Source organism: Vibrio sp. B1ASS3, assembly GCF_905175355.1.
Classification (GTDB): Bacteria; Pseudomonadota; Gammaproteobacteria; order Enterobacterales; family Vibrionaceae; genus Vibrio; species Vibrio owensii.
Genome location: NZ_HG992742.1, coordinates 479,526 through 498,618 on the forward strand (window position 1 = coordinate 479,526; position 19,093 = coordinate 498,618).

At 45.2% G+C, this 19,093-nt stretch carries 18 protein-coding genes; all 18 read left to right on the top strand.

All coding sequences use genetic code 11. The annotated features are described in order from the left end of the window. Window positions 1-2: 2 nt before the first annotated feature. The 18 genes from mshL to rng all read left to right on the top strand — a co-directional run bounded on the left by mshL (window position 3) and on the right by rng (window position 19,085). Window positions 3-1,637, top strand: coding sequence for a pilus (MSHA type) biogenesis protein MshL (gene mshL, locus KJB05_RS02245; protein WP_208444958.1), 1,635 nt, complete (start codon window positions 3-5; stop codon window positions 1,635-1,637). 43 nt (window positions 1,638-1,680) lie between these two features. Beyond that, entirely contained in the window at window positions 1,681-2,526 is an 846-nt protein-coding gene (locus KJB05_RS02250) for an AAA family ATPase (protein ID WP_038896959.1), read from the top strand. Next, a complete protein-coding gene (locus KJB05_RS02255; protein WP_208444959.1) occupies window positions 2,511-3,608 on the top strand; it encodes a tetratricopeptide repeat protein in 1,098 nt (365 codons plus the stop codon). The genes KJB05_RS02250 and KJB05_RS02255 overlap by 16 nt, the downstream gene beginning before the upstream one ends. Then, entirely contained in the window at window positions 3,605-5,329 is a 1,725-nt protein-coding gene (locus KJB05_RS02260; protein WP_045411484.1) for a GspE/PulE family protein, read from the top strand. The genes KJB05_RS02255 and KJB05_RS02260 overlap by 4 nt, the downstream gene beginning before the upstream one ends. Before the next feature lie 8 nt (window positions 5,330-5,337). Next, window positions 5,338-6,561 carry a type II secretion system F family protein gene (locus KJB05_RS02265; protein WP_208444960.1) on the top strand — a complete coding sequence of 408 codons (1,224 nt, stop codon included), beginning with the start codon at window positions 5,338-5,340 and terminating at the stop codon, window positions 6,559-6,561. Window positions 6,562-6,565: 4 nt separating this feature from the next. Continuing rightward, window positions 6,566-7,027: an MSHA biogenesis protein MshF gene (locus tag KJB05_RS02270; protein WP_208444961.1), complete on the top strand. Its 462-nt coding sequence runs from the start codon at window positions 6,566-6,568 to the stop codon at window positions 7,025-7,027. 289 nt (window positions 7,028-7,316) lie between these two features. After that, window positions 7,317-7,784, top strand: a complete 468-nt coding sequence (locus tag KJB05_RS02275) for a type II secretion system protein (protein WP_208444962.1) — start codon at window positions 7,317-7,319, stop codon at window positions 7,782-7,784. Window positions 7,785-7,854: 70 nt separating this feature from the next. Beyond that, window positions 7,855-8,085, top strand: coding sequence for a prepilin-type N-terminal cleavage/methylation domain-containing protein (locus KJB05_RS02280; RefSeq protein WP_208444963.1), 231 nt, complete (start codon window positions 7,855-7,857; stop codon window positions 8,083-8,085). Window positions 8,086-8,204: 119 nt separating this feature from the next. Beyond that, window positions 8,205-8,690, top strand: a complete 486-nt coding sequence (locus tag KJB05_RS02285; protein WP_208444964.1) for a type II secretion system protein — start codon at window positions 8,205-8,207, stop codon at window positions 8,688-8,690. Continuing rightward, a complete protein-coding gene (locus KJB05_RS02290; protein WP_208444965.1) occupies window positions 8,687-9,256 on the top strand; it encodes a type II secretion system protein in 570 nt (189 codons plus the stop codon). The genes KJB05_RS02285 and KJB05_RS02290 overlap by 4 nt, the downstream gene beginning before the upstream one ends. Continuing rightward, entirely contained in the window at window positions 9,256-9,969 is a 714-nt protein-coding gene (locus KJB05_RS02295) for a prepilin-type N-terminal cleavage/methylation domain-containing protein (RefSeq protein ID WP_208444966.1), read from the top strand. The genes KJB05_RS02290 and KJB05_RS02295 overlap by 1 nt, the downstream gene beginning before the upstream one ends. Further along, complete coding sequence (locus KJB05_RS02300) at window positions 9,959-10,393, top strand: hypothetical protein (protein ID WP_009707649.1); 435 nt, start codon at window positions 9,959-9,961, stop codon at window positions 10,391-10,393. The genes KJB05_RS02295 and KJB05_RS02300 overlap by 11 nt, the downstream gene beginning before the upstream one ends. A 5-nt stretch (window positions 10,394-10,398) precedes the next feature. Beyond that, entirely contained in the window at window positions 10,399-14,334 is a 3,936-nt protein-coding gene (locus KJB05_RS02305; RefSeq protein WP_208444967.1) for a DUF6701 domain-containing protein, read from the top strand. A gap of 129 nt (window positions 14,335-14,463) precedes the next feature. Further along, on the top strand, window positions 14,464-15,507 hold the full coding sequence (locus tag KJB05_RS02310) for a rod shape-determining protein (protein ID WP_005381144.1): 1,044 nt from the start codon (window positions 14,464-14,466) through the stop codon (window positions 15,505-15,507). A gap of 147 nt (window positions 15,508-15,654) precedes the next feature. Continuing rightward, window positions 15,655-16,545 carry a rod shape-determining protein MreC gene (mreC, locus tag KJB05_RS02315; protein ID WP_009707647.1) on the top strand — a complete coding sequence of 297 codons (891 nt, stop codon included), beginning with the start codon at window positions 15,655-15,657 and terminating at the stop codon, window positions 16,543-16,545. After that, window positions 16,535-17,023 carry a rod shape-determining protein MreD gene (gene mreD, locus KJB05_RS02320; RefSeq protein WP_020195896.1) on the top strand — a complete coding sequence of 163 codons (489 nt, stop codon included), beginning with the start codon at window positions 16,535-16,537 and terminating at the stop codon, window positions 17,021-17,023. Before mreC ends, mreD begins: the two co-directional genes overlap by 11 nt. Before the next feature lie 4 nt (window positions 17,024-17,027). Further along, on the top strand, window positions 17,028-17,597 hold the full coding sequence (locus KJB05_RS02325) for a Maf family protein (RefSeq protein WP_009707646.1): 570 nt from the start codon (window positions 17,028-17,030) through the stop codon (window positions 17,595-17,597). An 18-nt stretch (window positions 17,598-17,615) separates the two neighbouring features. Next, on the top strand, window positions 17,616-19,085 hold the full coding sequence (gene rng, locus KJB05_RS02330; protein ID WP_005438152.1) for a ribonuclease G: 1,470 nt from the start codon (window positions 17,616-17,618) through the stop codon (window positions 19,083-19,085). Window positions 19,086-19,093 lie beyond the last annotated feature (8 nt).

The window sequence follows — 19,093 nt, forward strand, 5'->3', positions numbered from 1 at the left end:
ATATGCGCAAATTAGTTGTAGGAATTATGATTGCTTCCTTAATGGGTTGTTCTATGGGTCACCGCGATCCAGTAGAAGTGAAGCAAGCACTGAATGAATCTATCAATGAAGCAAACAGTCGTGCCCTAGAAGACATTCCATCTTCAGTGGAAGCCGATCTTATGCCAAACCTAGACGCTAACATGTCGTCTCAGCAAGGAACATTGAAGCGTTTTAGAATCCAAGCCAACGCGGTTGAGGCGCGTAGCTTTTTTGCTTCTTTGGTTAAAGGCACCGAATACAGCGTGGCGATCCACCCTGCGGTACAAGGCAATATTACCGTAAACCTTTCTGATGTGACGCTAGATGAAGTGCTGAATGTTGTGCAAAACATGTACGGTTATGACGTCGTGAAGTCGGGTAAGGTAATTCAAATCTACCCAGCAGGTATGCGTACCGTAACAATCCCTGTGGATTACCTTCAGTTCAAACGTTCTGGTCGCTCGCTAACAAGCATCGTAACCGGCTCTGTAACCTCAGCAGGTACATCAAACTCAGGCGGCAGCTCTGACGATTCCGATTCTTCAGATTCAAATAACAACAACGGTGATAGCTCAACAACCTCAACGGGCGGCACTCGCATTGAAACCATCACTGAAAGCGATTTCTGGCCAATGCTACAGCAAGCGGTGGCTAACCTAATTGGCTCAGGTAAAGGCCAAAGCGTTGTTGTGACCCCACAAGCTGGCGTGATCACAGTACGTGCTTTCCCTGATGAAATTCGCGAAGTTCGTGAGTTCCTCGGTGTATCGCAGGAGCGTATGCAACGCCAAGTGATTTTAGAAGCGAAAATCTTGGAAGTAACGTTGAGCGATGGCTATCAACAGGGGATCAACTGGTCAAATATGTCAGCCTCAATTGGTAACTCTGGCAGCGTTGTCGTGGATAGAAACCCAGTAACTCTACCTCTGGATGCGATTGGCTCATTGCTAGGTGGACAGACTAATGTGACGTTTTCTGATGGTAACTTTGAAGCAGTGATGAACTTCATGGCTACGCAAGGTGATTTGAACGTACTATCAAGCCCGCGTATTACCGCTGCAAACAACCAGAAGTCCGTGATTAAAGTGGGTACTGATGAGTACTTTGTCACTGAGCTGTCGAGCAATGCAGGTAACGGTGAGAACTCAAATGCCGTTCCTGAAGTTGAGTTGACGCCTTTCTTCTCTGGTATTTCTTTAGATGTTACTCCGCAAATTGACGACAAAGGAAATGTGTTCCTGCATGTTCACCCTGCTGTCATTGAAGTCGAAGAAGAGATTAAGAAGCTAAATCTTGGTGGTGACTTCGATAACGTTCAACTTCCACTAGCTAAAAGCTCAATTCGTGAATCTGACTCTGTGATTCGTGCAAAAGACGGTGATGTCGTTGTGATTGGCGGCTTGATGAAGCAACAAAATCTAGAGCAGGTCTCGAAGGTTCCTTTCTTAGGTGATGTACCTGCACTTGGTAACTTGTTCCGCAACATCAATAACGTAACGCAAAAAACCGAACTGGTTATTCTGCTTAAGCCAACCGTTGTTGGCGTGAACACATGGCAGAAAGAGCTAGAGCGTTCACGTGATTTGTTGCAAGAGTGGTTCCCTGACGCTGAGTAATCGGCGTTAGAACTGTCGTTAAACGTGGTTTTGTGATTCGACTATGTACTTGTCGCATTTTGGATTTCGAGTTCAACCTTTCTCACTGACCCCTAATACAGAAATGTTTCTGGGGTTAGTGCCTCACTACGAGGCCATTCAAACCATTATGGCTGCAGTCAAAATGGGTGAAGGGGTGATTAAGGTGACCGGAGAGGTTGGCACGGGCAAAACCATGGTTTGTCGTAAGTTAATCGAGCAAATCGAATCTGAAGTTGAGCTTGTTTACTTACCTAACCCCGTTCTAAATGGCGAGCAGTTACAGTTTGCAGTCGCTCGTGAGTTAGGTATTGAAGATAGCGATCCGCTTAAAGTCGTTTCTTTGATTCAAGAACGTTTAATTCAAATTCATGCGCTAGGTAAAAAGACCGTACTGATTGTCGATGAAGCACAAGCACTGTCATCTGAAGCTCTCGAAACGCTGCGCTTATTCGGCAATTTGGAAACGGAACAAGACAAGCTGATTCAACTGGTCTTGTTTGGTCAGCCTGAATTGGATGAGCGACTTGGCACTCATGAATTAAGACAGTTCCGTCAGCGAATTACGTTTAGTTGCCAGCTTCGTCCTCTCTCGATTGAAGAGGGCGTCGCCTATATCAACAACCGTTTAGACAAAGCAGGAAATGGTGCGCATATCTTCTCGATTGAGCAGAAAAAAGCCATTTGGCGTTCGGCGATGGGTATCCCGAGATTGATCAACCAAATCAGTCATAAAGCCTTGCTTACGGCGTTTAATGACCGTTGCACCTTATTAAAGAATCAACACGTTTACGTTGCAATGCATGACACCTTTGATGCGCGTAAGCCTAAGTTTAAAACTCCCAAATTTTGGGGATGGAGCCAGCCTTGAGTGCCATCAATAAAGCATTATCAGAACTTGTTGAAAAAGAATCGCCTTCTGCACTAACGAAAGCAGAGATTCCAAGTATCACACGAAGCAAACCGTGGCTGTGGCTAGTGGGTGGCTTCTCATTGAGCCTTGCTGTTGGAGGTTGGGCTGTCTCTCAAGGTCCGGCACCGATGGAAGACATCACATCTTCATCGAACATTTCAATGAATACCGTCAGCGTTGAGACCTCGCCAATCATGGCAGTGAATCACTCACCGACCAGTAAAGTGACGCCTCAGTTAGATAATGTGGTGTACACGCAAAGAATTGATAAACCAAAGGTGACGATTGAGTTGCCTGTGACGAAGTCCACTCCGCAAGCAGACCAATTCACTACTAACGCAGAAGTGAACCGATCAGTAGAACAACCGATGTTGTTGGCGAGCGTGAATCAGAATGTGAATACCTCGTCGAATGTGTCACAAGATAGCTCAATGCGCATTGAGCAAGTTGAACTGACGCACCAGCAGTTAGCAGAAAAAGCATTAGCCCGTGCAGATAAAGCCATGGATGCAAATGATATGAAGACGGCTTTGTCTGCATTCGATGAAGCGCTTCGCTATCAGCCAACGAATTTAGAGGCTCGTCAGAAGTTAGCGGCGCTGTATTTTGGAAAAGGGGATACGCGCAAAGCTTATGAGATCTTACAGTCGGGCATCGCTCTAGACACCAATAACCAAAGCCTACGTCTTGCGCTATCAAAACTGTTGATGAAAGCGGATCAAGCTGAAGCGGCGTTGAGCCCACTCGTGCATTTACCGCCAGCCCCGAGTCGCGAATATTTAGCCATGCGTGCCGCGTTGGCCCAAAAGCAAAAGCAAAATGAAATTGCACTGGAAAGCTACCAATTATTGACTCAGCGTGAGCCTGAAAATGCGCGCTGGTGGCTTGGTTTAGCCATTCAACAAGAGCGAGCATTAGCTTTCACTCCGGCGATCGCTTCTTATAAGCAAGCACTTGGCAAAGTCGGTATTTCAAATCAATCTCAGGCATTTATTCGTGATCGCTTGAATATCTTAAAACAACTGGAGAGTGCGCAATGAAAATTCAGTTGAGAAAACGCTTAGGCGATCTGTTAATTGAAGAAGGTATTGTTTCTGAAGATCAAGTTCAGCAGGCGCTGAATGCTCAGCATAGTACCGGTCAAAAACTGGGTGATGCACTGATTGACCTTGGGTTTATCAGTGAAAAGCAGATGCTTGAGTTCTTGTCCCAGCAACTGAGCTTGCCCTTAATTGATTTGAGTCGTGCTCCTGTTGATGCCGATGCGGTGCAAATTCTTCCTGAAGTGCACGCACGCCGTTTACGTGCCATGGTTGTGGCTCGCAACGGTGACACATTACGCGTGGCGATGAGTGATCCGGCGGACTTGTTTATTCAAGAGTCGTTGATGAACCTTCTTGGTCAATACGACTTAGAGTTTATCATCGCACCAGAACGCCAGTTAGTAGAGAGTTTTGACCGTTATTACCGTAGAACCAAAGAGATCGCTTCGTTTGCAGAACAGCTTCAAGCTGAGCACCAAGACGTTGAAGGTTTCGATTACGGCATTGATGAAGGTGATAGCGAAGAAGTTACCGTTGTTAAACTGGTTAACTCCATGTTTGAAGATGCGGTGCAAGTCGGTGCGTCGGATATTCATATCGAGCCCGATGATAAAGTGCTGCGTTTGCGTCAACGTGTCGATGGTGTTCTCCATGAAACACTTCTAAACGAGGTGAACATTGCCTCTGCGCTAGTATTGCGTCTGAAGCTGATGGCACATCTCGATATCTCTGAAAAGCGCTTACCTCAAGATGGTCGATTCAATATCAAAGTTCGTGGCCAATCGATCGATATTCGTATGTCGACGCTGCCGACGCAATACGGTGAATCAGTAGTAATGCGTTTGCTAAACCAATCTTCTGGTTTGCGTAAACTTGAAGATTCCGGTTTGCCACCTGAGCTACTCGCTCGTCTTCGTCGTCAGCTTTCTCGCCCACACGGAATGATCTTAGTTACTGGTCCAACAGGCTCCGGTAAAACCACCACGCTTTACGGTGCGTTGAGTGAATTAAACGAACCGGGTAAAAAGATCATCACCGCAGAAGATCCGGTGGAGTACCGCTTACCGCGTATTACACAGGTGCAGATCAACAGCAAGATTGATCTAACGTTTTCTCGCGTGCTACGTACCTTCCTACGTCAAGACCCAGACATCATCCTTATTGGTGAGATGCGTGACCAAGAAACGGTTGAAATTGGCCTTCGTGCTGCACTGACTGGTCACTTGGTATTAAGTACCTTACACACCAACGATGCCGTAGACAGTGCGCTGCGAATGATTGATATGGGGGCGCCTGGCTATTTGGTAGCAAGTGCTGTTCGTGCGGTTGTGGCTCAGCGTCTTGTTCGCCGTGTTTGTCCAGATTGTAAAACAACGGATGCGCTCGATGAAGCCCGTCAGCAGTGGCTTGCTGGTCGCTTCCCTAATCAAGTAGGGCAAACCTTCCACAAAGGCGCGGGTTGCCAAAACTGTAACCTAACTGGTTATCGCGGCCGAGTGGGTGTGTTTGAGATGCTTGAGCTTGAACATGAAATGATGGACAAGCTACGTGCTAATGATGCTGTGGGCTTTGCTCAAGCGGCGCGCCGCTCAGAAAACTACAAGCCGCTATTGGCTTCTGCAATGGAACTTGCGCTGCAAGGTACTGTGAGTTTGGACGAAGTTATGACCCTTGGCGAGGGTGATGCTTCTGGTAAAACCGACCCAATTTTCATGTAGGTAAGTGAATGCCAACTTTTCGTTATCAAGGCCGCACCTTAGACGGCTCATCAACCAGTGGCAAAGTCGATGCGGTGAATTCCGAAGCGGCAGCGGAAGCATTGATGAATAAGGGGATCATTCCTCTAAACCTGCGATTAGAAAAAGAAGCGGTCAAAAGCAAAGTCAGTTTATCCAAGTTACTTGTGCCTGCGATTCCGCTTGAAGTGATTATCTTGTTCTCACGTCAGCTATTTAGTTTGACCAAAGCGGGCGTGCCATTGTTGCGCTCCATGCGTGGTCTGCTGCAAAACTGTGAGAACAAACAGCTCAAAGAAGCCTTAGAAGATGTAGTAGCTGAGTTGAGTAACGGTCGCGGCCTTTCCTCCGCGATGCAACCGCATACCAAAGTGTTTAGCCCGTTGTTCGTTTCGATGATCAACGTGGGTGAAAATACAGGTCGCCTAGACCAAGCCTTGCTGCAGCTAGCAAACTACTACGAACAAGAACTGGAAACGCGTAAGCGCATCAAAGCAGCCATGCGCTATCCAACTTTTGTAATCGTGTTTATCACCATCGCGATGTTTATTTTGAACATTCTGGTTATCCCAGAGTTTGCTTCCATGTTTACACGCTTTGGTGTTGAGTTACCGCTGCCTACCAGAATTCTGATCGCGACGTCGAACTTCTTTGTAAATTACTGGGGCTTGCTGATCGCCGCGATCATTGGTGTGTTTATTATTTTCAGATCTTGGGTCGCAACCGCAGACGGTCGAGAAAAGTTCGACAAACTGCGTTTAAGACTGCCTATTGTTGGTGACATTGTTAACCGCGCTCAGCTATCGCGATTCTCACGAACATTTTCATTGATGTTGAAATCCGGTGTGCCGCTCAACCAATCATTAGCTTTAGCTGGTGAAGCGTTAGGTAATAAGTTCTTAGAGAACCGAATTCTAGAAATGAAAGCGGCCATTGAAGCGGGTAGTACCATTTCAGTTACGGCAATCAACAGTAAGATTTTCACGCCTTTGGTTATTCAGATGATTGCGGTGGGTGAAGAGACCGGTCGAATTGATGAGTTGTTATTGGAAGTCTCAGACTTCTATGACCGCGAGGTGGATTACGACTTAAAAACCCTAACCGCGCGAATAGAACCGTTACTTTTGGTCATTGTTGCAGGCATGGTTATGGTGTTGGCACTTGGTATCTTCCTACCAATGTGGGGGATGCTGGACATCATCAAAGGCGGCTAACGGCGTGGTCGAAAATCAAAGTCGAGCGACACTGATTCTCGTGGGTGTCGTCGGTATTATTGTGCTGGCGGCGTTTATGCAAAAGTTGAAACCTATAGAGCAAGAAGCGCAAGAAACAGGTGCGAAACTTGCCAAGGTTTGGATGCAAGACAGCGTGCAACGATACCACCAAGCGTGGCTCGTTCATGGAGAGCCTAAGTTACTGTTAATGGACGGTTTTGAACTTAACATGACGAATGGGGGTTTAGTGTCACCTTTCAGAGCAAGCGGTGCACTCGATTGTGACTATTGGCTGACGGTCCACTACCCGCAACGTAAAATTATGGCGAGCGAGTTGTTAGAAATTCGTGGAGCAATTAAAAGTAATAGTTATACATGTAACTATACTTATGAAAATGGACAGAGAGTTGTTGTTATATCAGACGCTAATTACCTGAAAATAGACGTCGAAATGTCGACGGAGTGAATTTTTTGACACTTAAGTACTATAAATAGGAATGAAAGTCGGTATAATGCAAACATTACCATAAGCAAAAGGTTGTAATAAAAAGTAAACCAAACATGGGATGTCTTTTTTGCACGGCTTTAACTTAATAATGGCGAATCGTCATTCTGCTCAAGCGGTAGAAAAAGGGCTCAATGGATAAACCTTGGTTTACCGTTGGGATGCCACACCGTTTTGACATTATCCAAAATGGTCGCATGACCGATAAACTTTGCAGTCACTCTGCATGCTTACATAGAGAGAGTAAACAATGAAAAGACAAGGTGGTTTCACCCTTATCGAATTGGTAGTGGTAATTGTAATCCTAGGTATTCTAGCTGTTACGGCTGCACCACGTTTCCTTAACCTGCAAGATGATGCTCGTGATTCAGCGCTTGACGGTTTGAAAGGCGCGATGACTGGCGCTGCTGGTATTACTTACGGTAAGGCTGCTATTGAAGGTCAAGAAGCTGCAGCAGACGGTGCAATCAGTATTGGTACATCAACTCTAGGCCTTACTTACGGTTACCCAGACGCTACATCTGCAGCGCTGTCACTAGTTGTTGATGGTCTGTCTGAAGATTGGGTTGTTAAGAAAGATGGTTCAAGTGCAACTCCAAAGTACATCTCATACGGTTTTGATAACTACGACACCAAATGTGTGAAATACACTCAAGCTACAAGTAAAGATGCACCAGCAACAGTTGCTGTTACTAACACCGAAGCTGATTGTAAGTAATTTTGATTACTTAAAGGCCAGCTAGTCTGGCCTTTATCTCTTTATTTTGATTAATCTTGGAATAGTTCATATGCGTAAATCATCGGGTCTTAGTGCAATAGAGTTTGTGGTTGTGCTGGTTATCTTCGGTGTCGTCGGTTATGTGGTATTGCCAAGATTTATCAGCTTTGAACCAGAAACTTACGAAGCAAAGTGGGAGCAAACTAAGCAAACCGCTGAGCACGTTTCTGAGACGCTAAGCAACAAAGAAACTTACGATCGAATTGAAGAAGAATTGGAGCGCTCAAAAGGGGAGAAATAACCTTTTGGCGGTTATTTGTACACCAGCTCACAGTTCGAATTTAAAACTTATAAACCTATCATTATTCTCATAATTTCATCGTATACTTATTTCGCTTGTCCTAAGCCTAAGGTTGGGTTATGAAAATTCGCAGCTCTACATTAGGGTTTACATTAATGGAGCTGATCCTAGTGATCGTCCTCCTTTCCATTCTTTCTCTCTACGCTGCTAGCCGCTTTATGGGCAAAGGTAGTGTCTCCGCGTTTGCGCTTCAAGAGCAGGCTATTTCAGTGATTCGCCAAGTACAGGTGAATCGTATGCAGTCAAACACCTCAACCACGGATACCAATTTCCAATTGCAAGTTTCCTCTAGTTGTATCGGCTCGGTTGCCGCTTGTTCGCTGAGTGGCAATGCAAAAGATGCTCGTAGTGATTTGGTTGAAGACTCCGCTGCAACGTTCAGTTTAACTGGAGCAACAAGCCCAATTAGCTTTGATTTGTTAGGGAATCCATTGAGTGTTGCTTCTGGTGGCGTGTCTATTCTTATCCGTGATGTAAACGGTCAAAGCCAATGTCGAGTGCTGATTAACTCTCAAGGTTATGTCTCTGAGGGTTCATGCTCATGAGAAAACAACTCGGTATGACCTTAGCTGAAATGATCATTGCTATTGTCCTGATGGGTATTGCGATGGTTGCGTTTACCTCCTTTCTTGTTCCTCAAATTCGTGACTCTGCGATGCCACACTATCAAACCCGAGCAACCGCGCTTGGGCAAAGTTTTATGTCGCAAATTTTGGCGCGTGGTTTTGATGAGAACAGCGACTTTGATGGCGGTCTATTACGTTGTGGGGAAAGTACGCTTGGAGCGCCAAATTGTTCGAGCAACCTCGGTCCTGACTCTGGTGAGTCTATTCCTGAAAACTTCAACGATGTAGATGATTACATCGGCTGTTGGAGTACACCAACTACAGCTAGTCAATGCCAAGGGACAAACCGTGGCAATATCTCAGATATCTTGGGCACAAGTAGTGAAGACAAGTACCGTAACTTCCGAGTTGAAGTTGGCGTGGCATATGACGATCTGAGTGCGACACCACCGACAGGAATCACTAACTATAAAAAAGTCACAGTTACGATTTTTGCTAGTAATGCTCAACCTCTGACACTAACAGCAATAAGAGGTAACTACTGATGAAAGTTCGTGGTTTTACCTTAATAGAGATGATCGTCACCATTGTGATCGGTAGCTTTATCATGCTAGGCATTGCAGGTTACGTGCAACTTGGTATGAAGGGGTACGCAGACACGATTGATCGTCAACGAATGCAAACGCAAGCGCAGTTTGTGCTAGAGAAAATGTCACGAGAAATTCGCCACGCAGTCCCAAACAGCTTTCATGTACCTGCCGGATCTAATAATTGTTTGGAATTTATGCCGATCGAATATTCTGGTTTTTACACGCTAACAAATAACAACTTAGAGTTTCTGTTAGGTAATGACTCTACATTGAATCCTATTCCTTCGGATCGTTGGATGGTGATCAATCCAAGTCGCTATGAAGATTTGCAATCTGCCTCTCCTCAGAGTTTAGCGGTTGGCAATCTAGCGAAAACTGGTGATGTCTTTGTTGTCAGTGGTGCAGCCAGTACGATTGGTGGTACTTCCATTTCTAGCCGTCATTACATCTATCAAGATAACTCTGAAGTACGTTACTGCTTCGACAATGGTCAAATCACGCGTAATGACATTACGGTTGCGGACAGTGTAGATACTTCTGTTAGCGATATGCATTACCTCGAGCCAACACTTCAGCGTGGCGGTATTGTGCATATCAACTTAGAGTTCACTCAAAACGGGGAGCGTAGTGTTTACCAACAAGACGTGCAGGTGCTCAATGTTCCGTAAAAAAGCTCAGCAAGGCAATGTCCTGATCGTCGTATTGTTCGTCATCATTGTGATGGGTTATCTAGCCGCATCTTTAATGAAGGTGAGTTGGTCAAACCAAAGCACGTTAACCAGAGAATTCTTAGGAACGAAAGCTTGGTTTATTGCGCAATCTGCCAATGAGTGGGCACTAACTCAGCTTTATCCTTTAAACGACACTACTCCAGATGTGGCCGATTTTTGTGCCAATACGGTAAGTGGCGCTACACCAAATGTTACACAAGGCACTGGTTGCCAATTAAGTGCTATGACATGTTCAAACATTGGTACCTTTAATGCGGGTACCTCTGAAGCTGAATCTCTATTTAGAGTGCAAGCCACAGCGATTTGTGGTTCCGGGGTTGCACAAGTACAGCGACAACAAGAGATTTGGGTTAGGGAGTAAAAATAATGAGAAAAATAATAACGCTAATACTTGCTAAAGTACTTTTGCTTTCTTCTTTTGCGAGTTTTGCTGCTGTCAATAACAACCCTCAGTTTGAATTCGGCACAATCCCTGCTGAAGACTGTCAGGTATTAAACAATGAACGAGGTGTCACTTGTGATATCAAGTTCCAAAATACTTACGACGAAGAACCCTTGGTCTTCGTTATGTCGACGATTGATGCATCAATGTCGAACTTTTCTCAAAAGAAAACAGAATACCCGTCAGATCTACGAGTGTGGTCAAAGTCCAAGACTCAAGCCACAGTGAAGCAATTGTTTCCACCTCATAGCGCCGCTTGTAAGCGTTTGAGATATAACTCAAGCAAGAAAAAGTGGCAATGCACCAACAATAATAATCAAGGTCAAGCCGTAACTTTCGTCGATGCTCCGATGGAAGATATTGATTATCTGGTTATTGAACCTGGTGTTATTAAGTTTGACGGTGATGCCATGATTGTAGCTGGTGAGGTTAGCTCTAATCTCACGTACTCTAATATTGGCGGTTCAACGTATCGAAGCAAAGATGTTAAGTTTCGTGACTTTGGCCTAAATACATCATTTGCATCTGCTCCTGGTGTCTTGGTGCAATTGCAAACACGAAATAATTACTTAGGCAATGAACCGTTATGGTTGAGCTCGATTGCTTTGAATCCTACCACCAAAGGTTTCTCACTAATTATTGATCGTTCTGAAGTGACTCGAAACTCAGTTTTGTCTAAGTCAGAGGATGTGGCGTTTGTGGCTGGCCTAGGGCAAGGCTTTGTTAACGGCCGTAAGTTTTGGCTAGGAGATGGTTCTACTCGAAATACACTCGGTGATCTTGACGACAACGTTATAAAACCAGTCACTGAAGGGTGTTTACAAGTCAGTGACTTTCCGGTTTCTGGCTTTAAGTCAGCACCTGTGTTGCTTGCGTCTAAAAGAACTCGTAATGGTAATAATGGTGGTTGGTTACGCCGTTGTTCTGTAACGAAGACAGGTGTCGCACTGATCAATGAAGAAGATATGCAAAAAGACTCGGAACGTGGTCACGTTGTCGAGCCATTCTCCTATTTCCTTTTTGATAAACCTCCAGTTGATGGGGTTTGTGAACTTTTCCCTTCGCCAGCTCAAACATGGGATTCAAATAATAATGCCAAGCTTGAGATGAGTAATACTGCCAAAATTTCTGGCGCGCAATTAAGTAACGGTAAGCGTTACGTTGGTTTCCGCCCAGCAGATATTACGATGCATAACCAAGCTAACTGTGATGGCCAAAGCTGTCTGGGTGACTCAGGTTTGAGAGTGAAAAAACAGGAGCTTGAAAGTTTTCGGTCTCCTGATGACCCGAACTTGACTAATGTGAATATATGGCAAGATGAGCGTGAGTTTAGCAATAATGAGGTGATTGGCACCCTAACTGTAGGTAAAGGCAAGGTAACTTTTAAAACAGGTACTTATTGGGTGGGGAGTATCAACTTAAACAATTCAGGAGTCATTGAAATACCTGATGGAGAGAAAGTTACTATCCATACAAAAAGCCTATCGATAAGTAATAACGATAGCCACTTTGGTGAAGTGGGAGACGCTGAGTTAGTTGTGCTTGTACATGGTTCAAGTGATGGGCAGGTTGTACTTAGTCAAAACGCAGTTTTTACAGGTCTACTGTATAGTGAAAAAGATGTTTACCTGAGCAACTCAACGATTGTAAATGGTGCGATCACTGCAAGACGAATTCAGATGAACAACAGCTCACAAATTATAGCGACCGATAACCACTGTTTTACGCCTTCTGACAACTATGAAGTAACGCTATCACCAGCAACACAATATGCGCTGATGTGCGGGACAGAGCAACCTAGCTTTGAAATAGAAACCAAGAATGATGGCTATGCGGAAAGTACAGGGGTTACTGTGCAGGTTTATCCTGATGCCGATAAGTTCTCTGTAGAAGTCGCTGATAGCACTGGTGCAGGCACTTACCCAAGCTTTACAACGAGCAATGTGTCTTCGAAACTCGGTAAGCTAAAACTACAAGTTACCGTCACAGATCAAAGTGGCATTGAGCTTAATGACGAATATACGTTAAAAGTTACCGTGGACAATGACCCATCAAAAACGCAGACGTCTACCTTCAAATTTGTACCATTCAAGTTTGATGTAGATGACCAAACAATCGTAGCTGGTAAAAATTATCAAATAGAAACAAGAGTATTAGCTTGTAGCGATGGCCAGCAAACGGTAGTGAAGAGTTACACGGGCTCACCAAGTGTCCAGTTAGAAATCGAAACACCAGCTGACGGGCGCAGTGACGAGAGCTTATTAACATATGAGCCTAAATTTATTGGCTCAGAGCAAGGTAAGACATCAGATACCTTTAAGCTAATGGAGTCGGGCTTGTACACAATCAAACTCGAAGATGCGAATTTCACGTGTGACCCTCAGTACTCAGATGAGTGTCCAATCGCTCCGGATGAAGAGAAAGGTGAGCAAGAATCAGTGACTCTCAATGGATCATTCAGCGTTAAGTCTCGACCATGGAAAATTGCTGCATGTAATATTGTGGCGAAAAATGGTGGAAAAACTAACCCTGCGACACAAGCTACTGGTGATGGCTTTATTGCCTCTGCTGAAAGCTTTAATGTGACATACAAGCCGGTTGTTCATAGCGACTCACGTGGTAATGCTACCAATGTTTGTGAATACCCACTGACACAAAACTATTTCTCTGATTCAAATACGGCTGCACCACTTGATGCTGAGTTTTCTGTCTTGTATCCATCGGGTGGTGATATCGCCAACTTAGACCCAAGTAAAGGTTCAAGCTTAGACTTTAGTTCGGAAGAAGCTAAAACGGGCAAAACAGTTGAATACGTTTGGGATGAAGTTGGCGCTTTAAACCTTAAAACTAAAGCAACGTATTTGGGAGAGAAACTAGATGAATATGACGTCACCGTTGGTCGTTTCTATCCTAAATATTTTAAGGTTGTGGACAGTTCTTGGACTTACCCTGATGAGCTAAGTTTTGTTTACATGAACCAGCCTTTTGATGGGGTCGAGTTCAGCGTAGAAGCTTTGAATGCTAACAAAGCTGCGATTAAGAACTATGCAGACTTTGTTACAAAAGCGGAATTCAACCTCGATGATATTGACGATTACTCAGCTCGCTTTGATGCGCCCGATTTTGGCGCTGGTGATTGGAGCAACGAATCTGATAAAAGTATCGGAGACTTCTCAATTGGTAATAGTGGTCAGTGTATCGGAAGTGCATGCTGGAACAAAGATATTGGCGGCAGTTACCCTGATGGGCCATTTAACTCAAAAATTGGTACTGCAATCTCAGAGATTGGCTTGGTGTACACCAATAATGCAGACCCCGTTGAGTACATTATTGATACTGAAAAAGGCACTAACTCACGCTTAGTCGAACAACCAGATATCCGTTTTGGTCGTGTCGACCTAGATGATGTTGGCGGTAACCAAGGTACGACATTGCGAGTACCACTTCGAGTTGAATACTGGAATGGCAGCCGTTTTATCGCCAACTCTGATGATAGTCAAACTAGTGTACTTGGGGAAACTGAAGATAGCTCTCAGGTACATATTTGGCCTACAGATAATACTGCTAAAGTTGTTTCTCTAGGGGCTGGTGGTCGAGTTAGTTCAGGTTATTCTCGTTCAGTTACTGCAATGGAGGCGGAGTCTTACCGTCAACAAACTCGTGTGTGGCTTCAGCTTGATGGTGTTCTAAATGCAATCCCATGGCTCAAATACGACTGGGATAAAGATGGCTCAGAAGAAAACCCATCATCGGTCGTCACGTTTGGTATTCACCGCGGTAATGACCGCGTGATTTATCGGGGTGAACCGGGGTTAACCGGGGTTAACCGGACAATAACAAACTTCGGTTTCTTGCGTTAAGTAAGGAAACTGCAAGAAATTGAGGCTTTCTGCTCATGTTTGTGTACCAATGCCTTGCTGTGACAGCGAGGCATTGGTACATTTAGGACAATTTTTGTCTTCTAAATTTTTGCAGGATGAGCGAAGAATATGTTTAAAAAACTTCGTGGCATGTTTTCTAACGACCTATCTATCGATTTAGGTACTGCCAACACTCTAATTTACGTAAAAGGACAGGGCATCGTCCTTGATGAACCTTCTGTAGTTGCTATTCGCCAAGATCGTGTAGGTTCTGCAAAAAGCGTTGCTGCTGTGGGCCATGCGGCAAAACAGATGCTTGGTCGTACACCAGGCAACATTTCAGCAATCCGTCCAATGAAAGACGGCGTTATCGCTGACTTCTACGTAACAGAAAAAATGCTTCAGCACTTCATTAAGCAAGTGCATGACAACAGCATCCTTAAACCAAGCCCTCGCGTATTGGTTTGTGTTCCTTGTGGTTCTACTCAAGTTGAGCGTCGTGCGATTCGTGAATCTGCACTAGGTGCTGGCGCGCGTGAGGTTTACCTAATTGACGAACCAATGGCGGCGGCAATCGGTGCTGGCCTTCGCGTATCTGAGCCAACAGGTTCAATGGTGGTCGATATCGGTGGTGGTACAACGGAAGTTGCGGTTATCTCACTAAACGGTGTGGTTTACTCTTCTTCTGTACGTATCGGTGGTGACCGCTTTGATGAAGCCGTTATCAACTACGTGCGTCGTAACTACGGTAGCTTGATCGGTGAAGCAACAGCTGAAAAGATCAAACACGAGATCGGTTCTGCTTACCCTGGTGATGAAGTTCAAGAGATCGAAGTTCGCGGCCGTAACCTTGCAGAAGGTGTACCACGCAGCTTTAGCCTTAACTCAAACGAAATCCTAGAAGCACTGCAAGAGCCGCTATCTGGCATCGTATCTGCAGTGATGGTTGCTCTTGAGCAATGTCCACCAGAGCTAGCGTCTGATATCTCTGAAAACGGTATGGTTCTAACTGGTGGTGGTGCACTACTTAAAGACCTAGACCGTCTACTAATGGAAGAAACTGGCATTCCAGTTGTTATCGCTGAAGACCCACTAACGTGTGTGGCTCGTGGCGGCGGTAAAGCTCTAGAAATGATCGACATGCACGGTGGCGATCTATTCTCTGAAGAATAAAATGTAGGGTGGAGTCCAAATGGGCTTCACCTTCATTTCCGCTCTCTGTAATTTCAATCTGCTCCATACCTAGAATCTCTTCATGTCAGATTCTCTGGTTGCCAAGTAAGGCTCAATAATCATGGTAGCAATCAGGTTAAAAACAAGATGAAACCGATTTTTGGCAGAGGCCCATCTCTGCAATTACGTCTGTTTTTTGCTGTCATCGTGTCGGCGAGCTTGATGCTGGCTGATAACCGTCTAGATACGTTTTCCAACGTCCGATACCTATTGAACAGTATGGTTGCGCCAATTCAATACGCAGCTAATTTGCCTCGCAGCATGTTCGATGGAATGTTCGAGAGTTTAAACACTCGTCAGGCACTGATTGAAGGCAATCGCAGTTTGAAGCGAGAAGTGCTTCGCCTGAAGAGCGAGCTGATCTTGCTCGACCAATATAAAGAAGAAAACCAACGCCTGCGTAAACTGCTCGGCTCTTCATTCGTCCGTGACGAAAAGAAAGTCGTCACTGAAGTGATGGCTGTAGATACCTCTCCGTATCGTCACCAAGTGGTGATTGATAAAGGTCGTATTGATGGTGTTTACGTTGGCCAGCCTGTTATTAACGAGAAAGGCATCGTTGGTCAGGTAACGTTTGTTGCAGCGCATAATGCACGCGTATTGTTGCTAACAGACGCGAAAAACGCGATTCCTGTTCAAGTGATTCGTAACGATATTCGTGTGATCGCTTCCGGTAACGGTGAAGTGGATGAAATCCAACTGGAACACATCCCAACCAGTACAGATATTCAAGTGGGCGACTTGCTAGTGACGTCGGGTCTCGGTGGTATTTACCCTGAAGGCTACCCTGTCGCAACCGTCACGAATGTCGATCACGACACTCGTCAAGAGTTTGCATCGATCAAAGCGGAACCTGTGGTTGAGTTTGATCGTCTGCGCTACTTGCTGTTGATTTGGCCGAATGAAGATCGTCAACACAAAGTACTGCAATCCAATGTCGAAGAAGGTTCAGAGCAAGAGGTAACCGATGGCCAATAGTGTATTTAGAAGCCGAATGGTCATCGGCGTTAGCTTCTTTGTCGCGCTAGTCTTACAAACTATTCCATGGCCGGGCGTGCTCGATTTGCTGCGTCCGTCATGGCTGTTCCTAGTGGCCTGTTACTGGGTGTTGGCATTGCCTCACCGTGTTAACGTCGGTACCGCTTTGATCTTAGGTTTGTTGTGGGACATATTGATTGGCTCGACGCTCGGTATCCGAGGGATGATGATGTCGATCATTATCTACTTAGTGGCCTTGAATTTCTTGGTGATCCGTAACATGGCGCTTTGGCAACAATCTATCTTGATTGCCTTTTTTACCGTGCTACTGGAACTTCTCATATTCTGTGGGGAATATTTGAACCAAGACGTAGTATTTAATCCATTATCTCTGTGGACTGCGGCAATAAACTGTATACTTTGGCCATGGATGTTTTTACTTATGCGACGCGTCCGTCGCGCATGGCACGTAAGGTAGCGTTGTGAAAAAGGGCTTATCCCTCGTTCTCGCATCGGGTTCTCCGAGAAGAAAAGAGTTGCTTGCTCAATTAGGTTATGACTTTGATATTGTGCTTCCTGATATTGAGGAAGCCAAGCAAGACCACGAGCAAGCAAAAGACTATGTTTTGCGTCTCTCTCTGGAAAAAGCTCAAGCAGGCTTAGCGATGGCTAAGCCTGATTCCGTTGTATTGGGCTCAGATACCGTGGTGGTATGCGATAACCACGTGTTAGAAAAACCTAAAAATTTCGAAGATTCAAAACGCATGCTCAGCAATCTGTCCGGTCGTCAGCATCAAGTGATGACTGCGGTGAGCGTCGTATCAAAAGAACAACAACATTCAGTGGTCGTTATCACTGACGTGTGGTTCAAAACACTGACTGAAGAAGAAATAGAACGATACTGGCAGTCAGGTGAACCATGCGATAAAGCTGGAAGTTATGGTATTCAAGGACTCGGTGGGCGTTTCGTCACCCGAATCGAAGGCAGTTATCACGCCGTAGTAGGCTTACCTTTGTTCGAAACCGATCAGCTAATTCAAGAATTTTTATAATTGTTTTGAGGTGTGCACATGAGTGCAGAATTGCTGCTAAACGTGACCCCGAGTGAAACTCGTGTGGCCATGATTGAAGGTGGAGTACTACAAGAAGTTCATATAGAACGTGAATCACGCCGTGGCATTGTTGGCAATATCTACAAAGGCAAAGTGAGCCGAGTATTGCCAGGCATGCAAGCGGCGTTTGTTGATATTGGTCTTGATAAAGCGGCGTTCTTACACGCGTCAGATATCGTTCCACACACCGAATGTGTGGCAGAAAACGAAAAGCAACAATTCCAAGTACGTGATATTTCTGAATTGGTTCGCCAAGGACAGGATATCGTTGTACAGGTTGTGAAAGATCCTCTGGGCACTAAAGGCGCACGTCTGACAACCGATATCACCTTGCCATCACGTTATCTTGTCTTTATGCCGGGTGCTAGTCACGTCGGTGTCTCTCAGCGTATTGAAAGTGAAACTGAGCGCGAGCGTTTAAAGAAAGTTGTCAATCACTACTGTGATGAGCATGGCGGCTTCATCATTCGCACTGCCGCAGAAGGTGCAGACGAAAAAGAGCTTTCTCAAGATGCGGCATTTTTGAAGCGCTTATGGCTGAAAGTCATGGAGCGTCGCTCGAAATACAAAACCCGTTCTACCTTGTACGGTGAGCTAGGTTTAGCGCAGCGCATTCTACGTGATTTTGTTGGCACTGAGCTTGACAAAATCATGGTCGACTCTCGCCTTGAATACGAGAATCTGAAAGAGTTTACCTCTGAATATGTGCCTGAGCTGACAGAGAAGCTTGAGTTGTACGAAGGCGATAAGCCTATCTTCGATATGTACGACACAGAGAACGAAATCCAACGCTCTCTTGAACGCAAAGTTGAGCTTAAGTCCGGCGGCTACCTGATCATCGATCAAACGGAAGCCATGACTACGGTCGACATCAATACCGGCGCGTTTGTTGGCCGTCGCAATCTAGAAGAAACCATCTTCAATACCAACGTTGAAGCGACACAAGCCATCGCACGTCAACTTCGTTTACGCAACCTTGGCGGGATTATCATTATTGACTTTATCGATATGGCATCGGATGAACACCGTAAGCGCGTTCTGAGCTCTCTTGAAGCTGCACTATCAAAAGACCGAGTGAAAACCAACATTAATGGTTTTACTCAACTAGGCTTAGTGGAGATGACTCGTAAGCGCACGCGCGAAAGTATTGAACATATCCTGTGTTCAAGCTGTCCTACTTGTGAAGGTCGCGGCAGCGTGAAGACTGTCGAAACTGTGTGTTACGAGATCTTGCGTGAAATTACCCGTGTTAACCGTGCTTACGATGCCGACAACTTTGTTGTGTACGCGTCACCGTACGTTGCGGAGACACTACTGGGTGATGAATCTCACGCACTGGCTGAACTCGAAGTATTTATTGGTAAGCAAGTTCGTATTCAAGCTGAACCCCTGTACATTCAGGAGCAGTTTGACGTCGTCATGATGTAATTGGAAAA